The following is a 14227-nucleotide window of genomic DNA, read 5'->3' as shown; positions in this document are numbered from 1 at the left end:
AGAGCCCGCGCGAGCGACCAGCAGCCGGTCAGACATGGTGCACCGGCACAGGTTCGGCGTGAGCGGGGTGGGCCGGTTCCGGCAACCGCAGCAGCCGGTACATCGTGGCGCGCAAGATCGCCGCCGCCTGGTCCGGTCGTGAGCTGAGTCGCGCCGCGATGTCGGACGCACCTCCGGCCACCAGGTCCGCGAGGCTGCCGGGTCGCACCGGCGCGCTGGTCGCGAGCGCGACGGGGACGCCGATCGCCGCGGCGTACTGAGTGACGCTGCCGTGATCACCGATCACCCGGTCGCTCGCGATCACCGCCGCTCGCCAGCCCTCCTCGGGCGGAATGATGATCAGGTCGGGATCGTCGGCCAGCCAGGCGCGGACCTGCCACGGACCGTGCACCGACCACGTCGTGGGGTGGATGACCACGGCCTTGCGGAAATCACCCGTCCGATAGAGCTCCGGCCTGCTCCCGAACGTCGAGTCGGGCCGCCACGTCGAAGTGAGCGTGACCAGGGTTTCGTCCGGCCCGATGCCCAGCGCCGCCCGGTAGGCGGCCCTGTGCGGCAGGCTCGCCCGCAGCCGGTCCAGGCACAGATCTCCCGCGACCACGGCGTGCGGCACGGCTTCCGGGCACGAGCGTTCGAGGACGCGCAGCTCGTCGTCGTGACTGAGCACCAGCGCGGCGGCGGTCACCCTGCCGCCGCGAATCAGCTCGTGGCGGTCCAGGCCGTGGCCGGTGAGCCGGCGTGACTTCAGCGCGCCCGCACCGTGTGGCAGCACCAGCACCGGGCCGAGCACGTGTTCGAGGTCGCGACGGCTCGCGGCCAGCACGAGATCGAACTCCAGACCGCCCGCCTGTCGCCACGGCAAGGTCAGCAAACCCTGGCGTTGCAGGAACTCGTGTGTGCCGTACGAGATCCCATGCGTGTCAGGAACCGTGCAGACGACCTGAATCCTGCGGTCGGTCTTGATCAGATCGAGCACGTCCATCAGGCGCGTGGCGGCCACGACGTGCGGCACGAGCACGAGCGCCGTTCGACAGCCGGCCACGGTCACCCGCCGGTCGGACCGGGGACCGACCGGCGCGTCCAGCCACATCCCGTTCACGCTGCCAGCTCGGCGTCGCCGGCCGTGCAGTCGATCACCGGGGTGGTGTTGGCGGGCGAGACCGAGGCGTGCCTGGTCAGGATCAGCACGACGTCGGCAGGGGTGTCGACCGGCTCGCTGGTGAGCGCCCTTCCGTTGTCCAGCACCAGGTTCGGCACGAACGGATCGTGGTAGCTGACGATCGCCGCACGGCTCAGCTCGTTCAGCACCCGAAGCGCGGGGGACTGCCGGACGTTGGCCACGTCGGGCTTGTACGTGACGCCGAGGACGTGCACGCGCCGCATCGGGACCCCGAGCTCGGCGAGCTTGACGCGCACGCGGTGCACGGTGTGGACGGGCATCGCGTTGTTGACCGAGATCGCCGCGTCGACGACCGGTGAGTGCAGGCCGTGCCGGCGCGCGCTGGCGGTGAAGAATCCCGCGGAAACGGGGATGCAGTCACCCCCGGCGCCGGGACCTGGCCGGTGCCGCAGGAACCCGAACGGCTTGCTGCCGGCCGCGTCGAGCACCTCGTGCACGTTCACGCCCTGCGCCCGGCACAGCGCCGCGAGCTCGTTGGCAAGTGAGATGTTCACCATTCTGAAGGTGTTCTCGAAAACTTTCGTCAGCTCGGCCGCGCGCAGCGTGCTCACCGCGACGACCTCGGTGCAGAGCCGCCGCAGCAGTTCGGTGGCGCGTTCCGTGCAGGTCGGCGTGAGTCCGGCGACGACACGTGGCGTCGGTGTGGTGTTGCCGGGATCCGTGCGCACCGGCGAGTGCGCCAAGTGGAAGTCGAGGCCGGCCCGCAGGCCCGACACCTCTTCCAGGCGTGGCACCAGGATGTCCTCGACGGTTCCCGGCTCGCAGGTGCTCTGGATGATCACCAGTGTGCCGCTGTGCAACACCGCGCCCACGCGGTTCACGGCGTCGACGAGCATCCCGGTGTCGAGCCCGCCGTGCCGGTCGGGTGGCGTGGGAACGCACAGGACGTAGCTGTCGGCGGCGCTGATCTCGTTGTGTCGCAACGACAATTTACCGGTCTGGAGGACTTCGGCGAGCACTGCCTCGTCCACAGTGGTGAGTCCGCAGCCCGGGGTTCGGGCGGTGATGTGCCGAATGCGTTCGGCGCTGGCGTCCACGCCGAGCACGCGCAGACCGGCGGTGGCGGCGGCGACGGCGATCGGCAGTCCGGTGAAGCCGAGTCCGATGACGACGGTGTCCATGTGACCTCCCCTGGTCGGTGTAACACCAGGCTGGGGTTCCGTTCTGTCCGAACCCTTTCCGCAGGCGCTGCGTGCCGCTGTACGTCCAGGTCGGAACGCGTGGCGTGATCGTCTTCCACGCGAAATGGACTGAGAGCGCTTTCCGATGCCTGCCCCCGATTTATGGACAATAAGCGCTCGAAATGCCAGCAAACCTGGATCGCCCAGCGTGAACGCGGCACAATGCTCACCGGGAGTCGTGCGCCCGGGGAGGGGTGGCACCGGTGGAGATCGCCTTTCGCATACTCGGTCGCACGCGCGTGCGCGTCGACGGCGAGTTCGTCGCGGACTGGGGCAAACCCAAGGCCCGCGCGGTACTCGCAGTGCTGTTGCTGAACGCCGGCAACGCGATTTCGGTGAACTCCATCGCGGATTGGGTGTGGCCGGAACGCCGTCCGGCCAATCTGCACGCGACCGTGCACACGGCCATTACGAGCATCCGCGCCGCATTGCACCGCACCGGTGTGCGGTTCACGTTGCGCAACGAGGAACGCTCCTATCGCCTGGACGTCGACCGTTCCCTGATCGACCTGCACGTGTTCCGCAAGCTCGTGGACCGCGCTCGGGCGATCGGCGGCACCGACCACCAGGCCGCGTGCGCGCTGGTCGAGCAGGCGCTCGAGCTGTGGGGCGACGAACCGCTGGCCGACCTCGACAGCGAACGCGCCGCGCGGTGGCGGGACCATCTCGTGCGCGGCTACTACCTGAGCGCCTCCCACGCGTTGCTGTACGGACTCGGCAAGCTCGGCGACTACGCCCGAATGCTCGACCACCTCGACGAAATCCCGCCGGAACACGACCTGGAAATCCTGCTCGCCAAACACCGGCTCACCGCCCTGTACGGACTCGGCAGGGCCCACGAGGCGTTGAGCTATCTGGTGCGGATCCGGCGCCGGATCGTGAACGAGATCGGCGACGGTTCCGAGGCGGACCTGAACGCGTTGCACGAACGGTTGCGAGTCCGGCACGAGCGGTCCACGCCCGCCCGAACTCCGGGACCGCGCTATTTGCCGCACGACGTCGACGTGTTCGTCGGACGCGAAAACCTGTTGTCGGATTTGGACTCCCTCGTGCCGTCGCGTCCAGTGCCCAGGTTGATCTGCGTCGACGGGCAGCCGGGCATGGGCAAGACCACGCTCGTGGTGCATTGGGCACATCGCGTGCAGCAGCGTTTCCCCGACGGCTGTTGGTTCGCCTCGCACGCCGACGGGGCGGAGGTGGTCGCGGACCTGCTCGTGGCGTTCGGGGTGCCGATCGAGTCGATCCCGTCGGCGTCCGCACGCATCTTCCGGCTGCGCGAACTGCTGGCCGCCCGGCGAATGCTCGTCGTGCTGGACGACGTCACCGGCGTGGAACCGCTGTTGCCCGCGTTGTCGACGTCCGTCGTGCTCGTGGTGAGTCGCGCGAGAATGAGTTCGCTCGTGCTGCGGCACAACGCCCGTGCCCTCACCGTGTTGCCGCTGGCGTCGGAGGAGATCGCCGCGTGGCTCACCGGCCGCCTCGGCGACCGCGCCGTCGCCGCGCCGGACGTCGTCGAGCGCCTCGCCGAACGGACCGGCGGCATGCCGTTGGTGATGCAGCTGATCGGCGAGCAGATCGCCGCACAGCCGGACAGGTCGCTCGCCGACCTGCTCGACTCGCTGACCGACGGCCGGACGCTGTTGTCTCTGCAGGACAACGGCATTCGTGCGCAGTTCGAACGGTCCTACCTGGCGCTGACACCCGAGCAGGCACACCTCTTCCGGTTGTTCGGACTGCATCCTTCGCACGAGATCCCGTTGCCTGTGGTCGCGGCGCTCGCGGGGCTGCCGGTGGAGGAGGCTCGCGTGCTCGCCGACTCGTTGGTGTGGAAGCGGCTGGTGGACACAGTGGACGGTCACCGCTACCGGATGCACGATCTTCTGCGCGAGTACGCGGCAGACCGCGTCGCGCACGACGAGTCGCAGGCGGAGCAGGACGCGGCGATGACGCGGCTGCTGGGGTGGTTCCTCCACACGATCAACAACGCGGATCGCATGGTGTACGGCTACCGCTACGCAGTACCGATGTTGCCGCTGCCCGACGGGGTGCGTCCTGGCGAGTTCGCCGACGAGGACGAGGTCGCCAGGTGGATCGCCAAGGAGAAGGCGAGCATCGTCGGCGTGCTGCGCGCTTCGCCGCAGCCGGGTTACGTCTGGCGCATCGCGAACGGCGCGGGTGAGCTGTTCAGCCGATACGGCCACTACGACGAGGTCGTGGCGATGATGACGGCCGCCGCCGAAGCCGCGCGAAGCAACGGTGAAGTCCTGCCCGAGGCCGACACCCTCTCCAACCTCGGTCACTTCCACATCAAGCTGCACGACTACGCGGCCGCCGAACGCGTGCTCGACCAGGCACAGCGGCTCCTGGGCGCCCAGGCCGACCCTGAGGCGCTGGCCGTGCTCCTGCGCAACAAGGCCGACTGCCTGCGTGGGGCCCACAACGTGCCGAGAGTGCTTGAGCTGCTGCACGAAGCGCTCGACCTCGCGGAAGGGTTCGACGACACCCGATCAGGAATCCTGTTCCGCATGGGTGTCGCCTGCCACCAGGGCGGCAGGCTCGCCGACGCGGCCGTCCACCTCGTGCAGGCCCGCCTCCTCCGCCAGAGCATCGGCGACTACAAGGGAGAGGCGGACGTGTTGGTCGCTCTCGCGTGGCTGGCCCGCGAAAGCGGGGACGACTTCTCCGCGCGGACGAACTGTCATGAGGCGATCCCGCGTTACGTGCAAGCGCACTTCCAGCCGGGGCAGGCCGATGCACGGCTGGTGCTCGCGGTGATCGCACGGGACCACGACGACGCAGACCGCGCGCTGAGCTACGCGTCCGAGGCGTTGGAGCTCAGCAAGGGCCACGACCGCGAGGTGGAGGCCCGGTCGCACGACCTGCTCGCCCAGCTGATCTGGAAGGCCGGCGATCACGACCTCGCGATCGAGCACTTCGAGGAGGCCTACCGCGCTTACCGGGACATCGGCGACGACCGGGCCCGTTCGGTGGCCGCCCAGCTCGACGAACTGGTGGCGTTGAGCGGTCCGTCCCTGCCCTCGTCGCGGGTGGAGCACACGGCAACATGGTTCGAGAACGGCCTGGTGGAGTAACTTTCACCCATTTGGCGGTTCGTCTACCTCATGTGTGTCTCCGTCGGCGTGGCGTCCTGGACGCGCAACGATCGGGTTGAGAAGTTCGGGCGAACGTGTTGCTCTGACAGGAGGCGTGCACGCTGGGCTACCCCGGTGACGGGGGTCACTGGGCTGCTCTGCCATAGTCGCGCGATGATCAATAAGACGGCGCTTCGAAGCGCTGTACTAGGAGCGGCCTTCATGGCCGCTGGAGTGCTCGGCAGCGCGCAGGCAAGTGCGGCCACCGAGCACGCGGGCGAACCCGCCATCCGTGCACTCGATGCAGAATGCCGCACGGATTCCATGCGATGGGGATCTTCAACAGTGGAACTCAACTAGCGGTTGCGTCACCCCTCGGCCTGTTCCGGTTGCACCCGGAACAGGCCGTTTTACGCTAACGCGCCCGCTCTTGAAAACAAAACGTCTATGTGTCCCGTGTGTCTCGTTGTGCGCCGTTCTGTCGGTGCGCTTGGCGAAGATGATGTCACGCGGCATAAGGTGTGAACCATCTTTCTCGGCCCTGAAACCGCAGGTGAGGGCCAGAAGACCCGATCAGGGGGTCTGAAATTTTGTCCACATGGGTCCTCGCAAGAACGCCCGGCAATTCGTCTTAAGCTTTGGTTCATGCCGAAAGATTTCCGGGCGACGTCGCTCGAGCGCGCCATTGGGCGGAGCCTGGCCAACTGGCGCGATGAGAGGGGTCTCACCCTCACCGAAGCGGGCATGCGAGTGGGGTTCAGCAGTGCGAAGCTGTCCACGATGGAGAACGCGGTGCAGCCGTCCGCCGTGTTGGACATCATGGCGCTGGGATACGTCTACGGGGTGCCCGCGCTGGAGTGGCAGGAGGTCGTGCTCCAGGCCCAGCACGCAGAGCGGCTCCGGGCCGGGCAGCGTCGTGCGGAGCTGTTCGACCCCGCCGCGGACTTCGGGCATCTGGTGTTCGAGGCGACGTCGTTGCGCGCGTTCACGACGGATCTCGTGCCGACCGTGTTCCAGCTGGCCGACTACACGGCCGCGGTGACGCGGGTGGATGATCCCCGGCGCGGCGCCGGGCTGGCGCGGGTGAGGGAGTCGTGGTCGGCCCGCAAGCGCGACAAGGATCCGCTGACCGTGCAGGCGGTGTTCCCGGAAGCCGTGCTGCGGCAGGTGGTCGGCGGGCCGCGGGTGATGAAGGCCCAGCTGCTGCACCTGATGGAGGTCAGTGAGCACCCGACGGTGAGCCTGCAGGTCGTGCCGCGTGGCGCGGGGGCGTATCCCGCGATGGGGTCGCCGTTCACGTTGCTGGGTTTCCCTCATCGCCAGCACGACGACGTGGTGTACCTGGAGACGTTCATCAAGGGCGAGTACGTCGAGGAGCCGGGGTTGGTCGAGCAGTGCGCGCAGCGGTTCGCCGGGCTGCAGCAGGTCGCCCTCGACCCCGGCGAGTCGCTGGAGCTCATCGCCGAGGCCGCCGCCGAGCTGTGAGTCAGGGCCGGGGGATCAGGGCGGGTCGATGCTGAAGACCACGCGGTGCCCGGTCCACTCGTTCATGCCCCACAGGCGCCCGGAAGCGCGGCTGTAGGAGAGGTTCTGCGTGAGGCTCGGGGCCTTGGTGAGGACGGAGGGCGTGTCGCCGGGCTGGGCGCGGTGGATGCACGAGTAGGCGCCGCGGGCGATGGGGTCGGGGACCCACGTGTCGGGGCATTCGCCGGCCATGTAGTACCAGACGCCGTCGGTCGCCACGCCCTGCATCTGCCATACCGGCGTGCTGTACCCGGCCTTGGCGGAGGTGGTGCCGACCGCCTCGCCGTTGTCCGCCTTGGGCAGGTCGTTGGCGTCACTCAACGGCCACCGTGCGATACGGCCTCCTCCCCGTGCGGCGTGGGAGCGGTATTCGCCGGAGACGAGCGCGTGCGGGGTGGTGCTGCGGTCGAGGCTCAGCGAACCCAGGCAGATCGGCCCGCTGCCGCCCTTGCAGGCGCGCGGGGGGTCCGAGCGTTCTCCCGTGTGGTAGCGGGCCACCAGCGGCAGCGCCCACTGGTGCCAGCGCGCGGAGGAGGCGCCCGCTCGAATGCCGGTCTCCTCACGGGAGGTGGTGCTCATCTTCCACAGGTACTGGAGGTCGAAGACGAGGAGCTCGCCGCCGTTGGCCACGAACAGCTTGTTGCCGTACCAGACCATGCCGTCGGCGTGGATGTCGGTGAGGTTCGTGAAGTTCCCGGACGTGTCGTTGCCGGTGGGCTGGACGAGCATGACGTGGCCGTAGGTGACGCGGTCACCGGTGGACTCGGCGATGGTGATGCGGGCGAACTTGTTGATGCCACTCGCCTCGGTGCCGTAGAACCAGGACGCCAGGTAGAGGTTGTGGCCGTGGTAGGACGTGCCGTCGTAGTCGTGGGAGGCCGTGAACCCCTGCGGATGCCAGCCCCCACCGGCGGAGTAGGCGCTGGTGTTGTCGTCCCCCTGGTCCCAGCAGAAACCGTCGTACCTGTAGGCCCCGTTCAGTCCCGTGTCGTGGCACAGGGCCGCCCTCCCGACGTGCTGTGCGGACTGCGCCACCTGCAACGGCGTGACTCGGGTGACCGCGCCGGACGCCTCAGCTCCCCGGATGGCCGCGCCGTAGGCCCTCCAGTCGGCCGTGGGGTCGATCTTGAGCTTGAAGTCCCTGGAAGCGTTCGGCAGGACGGTCAACGCGGTTGCGGCCGATGCCGGCGGTGCCCAGGTCAGAGAGGTGAAGGCGGCGAGTGCCGCGGACAACGCGACGACCAGCCTGCCTGTTCTGATGATCACCATCTCCACCGTAGTGACGTGGCTCGGAACGTTGGCGGTGAATTCACGCTCAGCAGGGCGCCTCGCGGCACCACGATGCACCCGTCTGACCGCGAATTCGCTCGGCAACGTTCCGAGCCACGCCACTCGCCACGACTCGCCCAGCAGGGTTGATGTCGGGTTCCTGAGAAAACTCCTGTTCGCTCGCCGCAGGCACAAGGATCAAAGGTGCAACCCAATCCGATAGGAGGCGGCATGTACCGCAGATTCGGTGTCCTGCTGGCGGCAGTTCTGGGCGTCACGCTCGTCGCTGCTCCAGCGGCCACCGCAGACGCGTCCAAGCAGTTCCCGACGGAGTTCTCCCTGCCCAACGGGTGGCAGCCCGAAGGCATCGCGATCAGTGGCGTGACGGCCTACTTCGGGTCGCGGGCAGACGGCTCGATCTACGCGGCGGACCTGCGCACCGGCAAGGGCAAGGTGCTCGCCAAGGGGCCGGGCACGCCGTCGCTCGGCATGAAGGTCGACGCGCACAAGCGGCTGTGGGTCGCCGGTGGTGTTGGTGGCGACGCACGCGTCTATGACACCCGCACCGGAGCGTTGCTGGCGAAGTTCCAGTTCGCTACCGCGGACACGTTCGTCAACGACGTGGTGTTGACCGAGAAGTCGGCGTGGTTCACCGACTCCCGCAAAGCGGTGCTCTACGAGGTGCCGCTGAACCTGAAGCCGCACCGCACCCTGCAGTTGACCGGTGATCTGGTCGTGACGCCCGGCCAGACGAACCTCAACGGCATCGTCACGGGGCTCGACGGCGGCTTGATCGTCGTGCAGAGCAACACCGGCAAGCTGTTTCGTATTGACCGTCGTACCGGGCAATCCGTCAACATCAATTTGCACGGTCAAACACTCACGAATGGTGACGGCCTGTTGCGTGAGGGACGGCAGTTGTACGTGGTGCAAAACAGGCTGAACAAAGTCGCGCGCTACACGCTCAGTCGCGATGGCGCCACGCTCGCCGCGGAACGCACGGATGCGCGGTTCGACGTTCCCACGACGGTTGCGGCGTTCGGCAAGCGCCTCTACCTGCCGAATGCCCGGTTCACCACTCCGCCGACGCCGGAGACCACCTACAACGTCGTCGCGGTAGAGCGTCCGTAGAACGTGCACGAGAACTAGCCCGTACGGGGGTTCTTGCGTTGTGAGAACCCCCGTACCGGGTGTTGCGCCGCTCACTCGACTGGGTAGCCTCCACGGCGTACTGCATGTGATCGCTGTCATTGGGTAACGATGATCTCCAGTTGTTACCGTATTGCAGCCGAAGGAGTGACTCGGGTTCCCCGCAGCGCTAGCCGTGGGACACAGGAGACCGTGAGAGCGCTGTGAACGAGAAGAGCGGGTACACACCGACCAACTACCGGACGATTCGGTCGCGACTGGCCGGAGTGGTCGTCGTCCCCAGCGTCGTCCTGCTGGTCATGTGGGCCGTTTTCTCCTCTTACACCGTTTTTGACGGTTTCTACATGCGGTCGATCGCGTTGAACATGCGCGCAGTGGCGATTCCGTCAGCGGAAGCCTTCACGGGGCTGCAGCAGGAACGCCAGCTCAGCCTCGTGCTGCTGAGCAAGGCGCCGGGCGTGGACGCGGCGGCGTTGAAGGCGCAGCACGGCCGGACCGACGAGGCGCTGCGGAAGATGAAGGACGCGCTCGCGGAGGTGTCGGGCAGTTCGCCGCAGGACATCGTCGACCGGATCAAATCCCTCGAAACCGTGCTCGGGGAGCTCCCGCAGCAGCGCGCGCAGGTGGAGGCCGGCAGCGCGAACCCGCAGGCGATCTACGACTACTACAACAGCCTCGTGGACGCGGGCGTCTCGCTGCTGGGCCGCCAGGCGCGCCTCGTGCCGGACGCGGAGGCCGGTCAGGCAGGCGTCCAGGCCGTGACGATCTTCCAGGCGGCCGACTGGATGTCCCGCGGCGCCACGATCGGTTCGCGAGGACTGCTCAACGGCAAGTTCACCCCGGCGGAGCGCGTCGAGCTCGTCCGGCTCGTCGGCGCCTACCACTCGGCCGTCGACTCCACCATCCCGTTCGCGTTGGAGCAGCCGCGCGCACAGTACGACGCGCTGCGCACCACTGGCGAGTACCGGACGTTGCTCGACCTCGAGAGCCGGATCATCAACGGCGACACCGCCGTCACCGAGCAGCAGTGGCGTGCGGCGGCCGGTCCGGTGCACGAGAAGCTCGTGCAGATCGCGGCACAGCAGGCGCAGGACGGTGCGAACCTCGGCCTGGCCAAGGCCACCAGCCGGCTCACCGCCGTGCTGATCGGCAGCCTGATCGCGTTGCTCGCGGTCGTCGTCGGCATCGTGCTGGCGTTGCGCATCTCGAACCGGCTCGTGTCGCGGGCGCTGGTCACCCGTCTGGCGTCGCTGCGGGAGGACACGCTGCGGCTCGCACAGGAACGGCTGCCGCACATCGTGGCGCGGCTGCGCGGCGGCGAGCAGGTGGACGTGCACCGCGACATGCCGCCGCTGGACTACGGCAACGACGAGATCGGCCAGGTCGCCGACGCGTTCAACACCGCCCAGTACACGGCCGTCGCGGCGGCGGTGAAGGAGACACAGGCCCGTGAGGGTGTGAACCGGGTCTTCCTCGACATCGCGCACCGCAACCAGGGCCTCGTGCACCGGCAGCTCAAGATCCTCGACAAGCTGGAACGCGAAGAGGAGCACCCCGAGCGGCTCGACTCGCTCTTCCAGCTCGACCACCTGGCGACGCGGGCCCGCCGCAACGCGGAGAACCTGATCATCCTCGCCGGGGAGCAGCCGGGCAGACAGTGGCGCAAGCCGGTGCGACTGAGCGACGTCATCCGTTCCGCGGTCGCCGAGACCGAACAGTACGTCCGGGTCAGGGTCAACCCGGTGCCAGACCGCGCGTTGGTGGGTGTGGCTGTCGCCGACACCATCCACCTGCTCGCGGAGCTCGTCGACAACGCGACGGCGTTCTCGTCGCCGCGTTCCGAGGTGGTCGTCCACTCCAGCGCCGTGCCGCACGGGATCGTGATCGAGATCGAGGACCACGGGCTCGGCATGACGCAGGAGGAACGCCTGCAGGCCAACGCGAAGCTCTCCAACCCGCCGGACTTCGAGACGATGGCGTTCCGGGGTGAGTCCCGGCTGGGGCTGTTCGTCGTCGCTCGACTCGCCGCGCGGCGGGGCATCAAGGTGGAGCTGCGCGACTCGCCCTACGGCGGCACCGTCGCGTTGTGCGTGCTGCCACCGAACATCGTCGCCCCGCACAGCGCCGCGGGCGACATCACCGAGACCACGCAGATGCCGGTGCGGTCGTTCCACGACCAGCACCACGGCCACGTCACCGAGGACCACCCGAGCTTCCCCACGACGCTCGCGCCCGAGGTGCAGGCGGCCCTGAACGCGAGACTCGCCGCGGGACTGAACTCGACAGCGGTCCCGGACGTTCCCGCAACAGACGCATCGGTGGACGAACCGAAGATCCAGGCACCTCCTCCGGCCGACGGGAAGGCACCCCTTCCCCGCAGGAAGAAGCGGCAGAACCTCGCGCCGCAGCTCATGCAGTCGTCCGAGGAAGTGCCGCACGCCGAGCCGGTGACCGGCGAAAGGTCGGCCGAGCGGACCCGAGACGGGCTCGCCGCGTTCCAGCGCGGCACCCGTGACGCGCGGCTGACCGACGACTGGAGATCAGAAGGAGCCCCCTCGTCATGAAGGACAACACCAGCCAGCACGGCGAACTGAACTGGTTGCTGGAGGACCTCATCCAGCGCGTGGTCGGCGCCCGTCACGCGGTCGTGCTGTCGGCGGACGGACTCCTGCTCGGCCGCTCGGCCGGGCTGTCCCGCGACGACTCGGAGCACCTGTCGGCGATGGCGTCGGCGTTCCAGTCGCTCGCCCGCGGCACGGGCCGGCACTTCGGTGGCGGCGCGGTGCGGCAGACCATCGTCGAGATGGAGCACGCCTACCTGTTCGTGACGGCGGCCGGCCACGGCGCGTGCCTCGCCGTCCTCGGTGAAGAAGACGCCGACATGGGCATGATCGCGTACGAGATGAACATGCTGGTCAAGCGAGTGGGCACGTACCTCTCGTCGGCCCCGCGCGCAGAACAGGCGACCGTGCCCACAGCACGAGAGTCGCGCTGATGACTGCGCGGGAGGACTGGTGGTACGACGAGGCCGCGGGGCCGCTCGTGCGGCCGTACGCCATGGTGCGCGGCCGCACCCGGCCGAACGCGCCTGATCTACATCTCGTGACGCAGGTCCGCGCCTCCTCGTTTGCGTCCGACCAGACGTCGCTGACGGTCGAGCATCGCGAGATCATGGCCCTGTGCGCACGCCCGTTGTCCGTCGCCGAGGTGGCTGCCTACCTCGACGTGCCGCTCGTGGTGGTGAAGGTCCTGCTGTCGGACCTCATCGAGCGCGGTGACGTGCTCGTGCAGAACTCCTCCCCCCAGATTCCCGACCGGGATCTCCTGCAGGCCGTACTGGATGGTGTTCGTGGGATCTGACGACCAGCTGACCGTGCCGACCGCGGTCAAGATCGTCATCGCGGGCGGGTTCGGCACCGGCAAGACCACCATGGTCGCGTCGGTGTCCGAGATCCCGCCGTTGCAGACCGAGGAACTGCTCACCGAGGCCGGTGTGCACGTCGACGACCTCGCCGGCATCGAGGGCAAGGACACCACGACCGTCGCCCTGGACTTCGGGCGCATCACCATCAACACCAAGGTGGTGCTGTACCTGTTCGGGACGCCGGGACAGAACCGGTTCTGGTTCATGTGGGACGAGCTGGCGACCGGTGCGATCGGCGCCGTGGTTCTGGTGGACACGCGGCGGCTCGACTCGTCGTTCCCCTCGATCGACTTCTTCGAGCACCGCGGGATTCCGTTCGTCGTCGCCGTGAACTGCTTCGACGGGTCGCAGCTCTACACGGTGGACGAGGTCCGGCACGCGTTGGACCTCGACGACGCGATTCCGGTGGTGCTGTGCGACGCGCGGGACCGGGAGTCGTCGAAGACCGTGCTGGTCGGGCTGATCCAGCACTCGATGAACCGGCTGGCCGCCGTTTAGGCGGTCAGCACGTGCAGCCTGCGCGGCGGGTGGTAGTCGTAGCTGTAGTCCCCGTCGCGGAAGCCCAGACAGAGCGCGAACGGACGGTCACCGAACTCCCGTTCCAGGCTCCGCCAGTTGCGGACCAGGAACTCGGTGGCCGCCCACGTCGTGTCACCCCGTCGGCCCAGGCAGAAGACCACCGTCGTGCCGCGCGCGGTGTCGTGCACCCGTTCCACCACCGCGAGCTCCAAGGTCTCGGACGTGATTTTCCTGCCGACGTCCGCCCCGCCCAGCACCTCGACGAACGGCTGCTGGTGCGGGCCGGCGTCCGGCAGTTCGTTCGACAGGCGCAGGCGCACCAGGTTCTCGTCCAGGTGGAGCCTGCGGATGCTGTTGCGCCTTGCACCGCCGACCACGACGAGGTTGCTGCTCAGCTCGGCGAACTGCTTCGGGTCGTCAGTCGTCGCCGGGCTGACCTTGGTGTGGAAGACGTAGCTGTGGCGGCTCAGGTAGATCGCGTCGACGAGGCCGCGGACGACGTCCGGGAGGCGGAACGACGCGGAGCCGAACAGGCGGTTCACGGCCTCGGAGGCGCGCAGCTCGTGCAGGGTGACCGAGTAGCCGCGTGGCCGTGTGCTGGCCGAGCTGTTCCACACGTTCGACAGGCACACGACCAGTTGCTGGTTCGTGTCCAGCCCGAAGAACCTGCGGAACCGGCGTTGTCCCAACCGGACGACCGCAGCCGCGGCGACGCCCAGCCCGATCCAGAACACGATGTTCGCGACGATGTTGCTTGCGATGTCTGCCAGCACCTGACCAGCATCACGGATCTTGTGCTCGCGGATCTTGGTGTTGCCTCAATCGTTAGGCACCAGCTGACCGGGTCAGCACGAAGAACAGGAAGCTCGCAGATGATCGATACGAGCAG

The 14227-nt window shown here is 68.1% G+C and carries 11 protein-coding genes; 7 read left to right on the top strand and 4 right to left on the bottom strand.

Features of this window, described 5'->3' with window-relative positions:
• Positions 1 to 28: 28 nt before the first annotated feature.
• Positions 29 to 1090 carry a hypothetical protein gene (locus DI276_RS10105; RefSeq protein WP_112263344.1) on the bottom strand — a complete coding sequence of 354 codons (1062 nt, stop codon included), beginning with the start codon at positions 1088 to 1090 and terminating at the stop codon, positions 29 to 31.
• Between the two features lie 5 nt (positions 1091 to 1095).
• A complete protein-coding gene (locus DI276_RS10100) occupies positions 1096 to 2301 on the bottom strand; it encodes a nucleotide sugar dehydrogenase (RefSeq protein WP_112263006.1) in 1206 nt (401 codons plus the stop codon).
• Positions 2302 to 2564: 263 nt separating this feature from the next.
• Here DI276_RS10100 and DI276_RS10095 point away from each other — a divergent pair, with 263 nt between their 5' ends.
• Together DI276_RS10095 and DI276_RS10090 are read left to right on the top strand one after the other, a co-directional pair.
• On the top strand, positions 2565 to 5453 hold the full coding sequence (locus DI276_RS10095; RefSeq protein ID WP_198680544.1) for an AfsR/SARP family transcriptional regulator: 2889 nt from the start codon (positions 2565 to 2567) through the stop codon (positions 5451 to 5453).
• A 645-nt stretch (positions 5454 to 6098) separates the two neighbouring features.
• The gene (locus DI276_RS10090; RefSeq protein WP_112263004.1) at positions 6099 to 6938 is read left to right on the top strand and encodes a helix-turn-helix domain-containing protein; all 840 of its coding nucleotides are present in this window, start codon (positions 6099 to 6101) and stop codon (positions 6936 to 6938) included.
• Positions 6939 to 6953: 15 nt separating this feature from the next.
• Here DI276_RS10090 and DI276_RS10085 read toward each other — a convergent pair whose 3' ends face one another.
• A complete protein-coding gene (locus DI276_RS10085) occupies positions 6954 to 8243 on the bottom strand; it encodes a hypothetical protein (protein WP_198680543.1) in 1290 nt (429 codons plus the stop codon).
• Between the two features lie 234 nt (positions 8244 to 8477).
• On the opposite strand from DI276_RS10085, the gene DI276_RS10080 reads away from it, so the two are divergent.
• The 5 genes from DI276_RS10080 to DI276_RS10060 all read left to right on the top strand — a co-directional run bounded on the left by DI276_RS10080 (position 8478) and on the right by DI276_RS10060 (position 13317).
• On the top strand, positions 8478 to 9377 hold the full coding sequence (locus DI276_RS10080) for an SMP-30/gluconolactonase/LRE family protein (RefSeq protein ID WP_112263003.1): 900 nt from the start codon (positions 8478 to 8480) through the stop codon (positions 9375 to 9377).
• Positions 9378 to 9598: 221 nt separating this feature from the next.
• Positions 9599 to 11959, top strand: coding sequence for a sensor histidine kinase (locus DI276_RS10075; RefSeq protein ID WP_332874632.1), 2361 nt, complete (start codon positions 9599 to 9601; stop codon positions 11957 to 11959).
• A complete protein-coding gene (locus tag DI276_RS10070; RefSeq protein WP_045312938.1) occupies positions 11956 to 12390 on the top strand; it encodes a roadblock/LC7 domain-containing protein in 435 nt (144 codons plus the stop codon). Before DI276_RS10075 ends, DI276_RS10070 begins: the two co-directional genes overlap by 4 nt.
• The gene (locus DI276_RS10065) at positions 12390 to 12755 is read left to right on the top strand and encodes a DUF742 domain-containing protein (protein ID WP_112263002.1); all 366 of its coding nucleotides are present in this window, start codon (positions 12390 to 12392) and stop codon (positions 12753 to 12755) included. Before DI276_RS10070 ends, DI276_RS10065 begins: the two co-directional genes overlap by 1 nt.
• Entirely contained in the window at positions 12736 to 13317 is a 582-nt protein-coding gene (locus DI276_RS10060; RefSeq protein WP_112263001.1) for a GTP-binding protein, read from the top strand. The genes DI276_RS10065 and DI276_RS10060 overlap by 20 nt, the downstream gene beginning before the upstream one ends.
• On the opposite strand, the gene DI276_RS10055 is transcribed toward DI276_RS10060, so the two are convergent.
• Complete coding sequence (locus DI276_RS10055; protein ID WP_112263000.1) at positions 13314 to 14111, bottom strand: hypothetical protein; 798 nt, start codon at positions 14109 to 14111, stop codon at positions 13314 to 13316. The two genes, DI276_RS10060 and DI276_RS10055, sit on opposite strands and share 4 nt — an antisense overlap.
• Positions 14112 to 14227: the final 116 nt, after the last annotated feature.

Origin of the sequence: Lentzea terrae (genome assembly GCF_003265345.1) — a bacterium.
Taxonomy (GTDB): domain Bacteria; phylum Actinomycetota; class Actinomycetes; order Mycobacteriales; family Pseudonocardiaceae; genus Lentzea; species Lentzea terrae.
The sequence above is the reverse complement of the archived record's forward strand: the minus strand, read 5'-3'. Positions and strand labels throughout refer to the sequence as shown.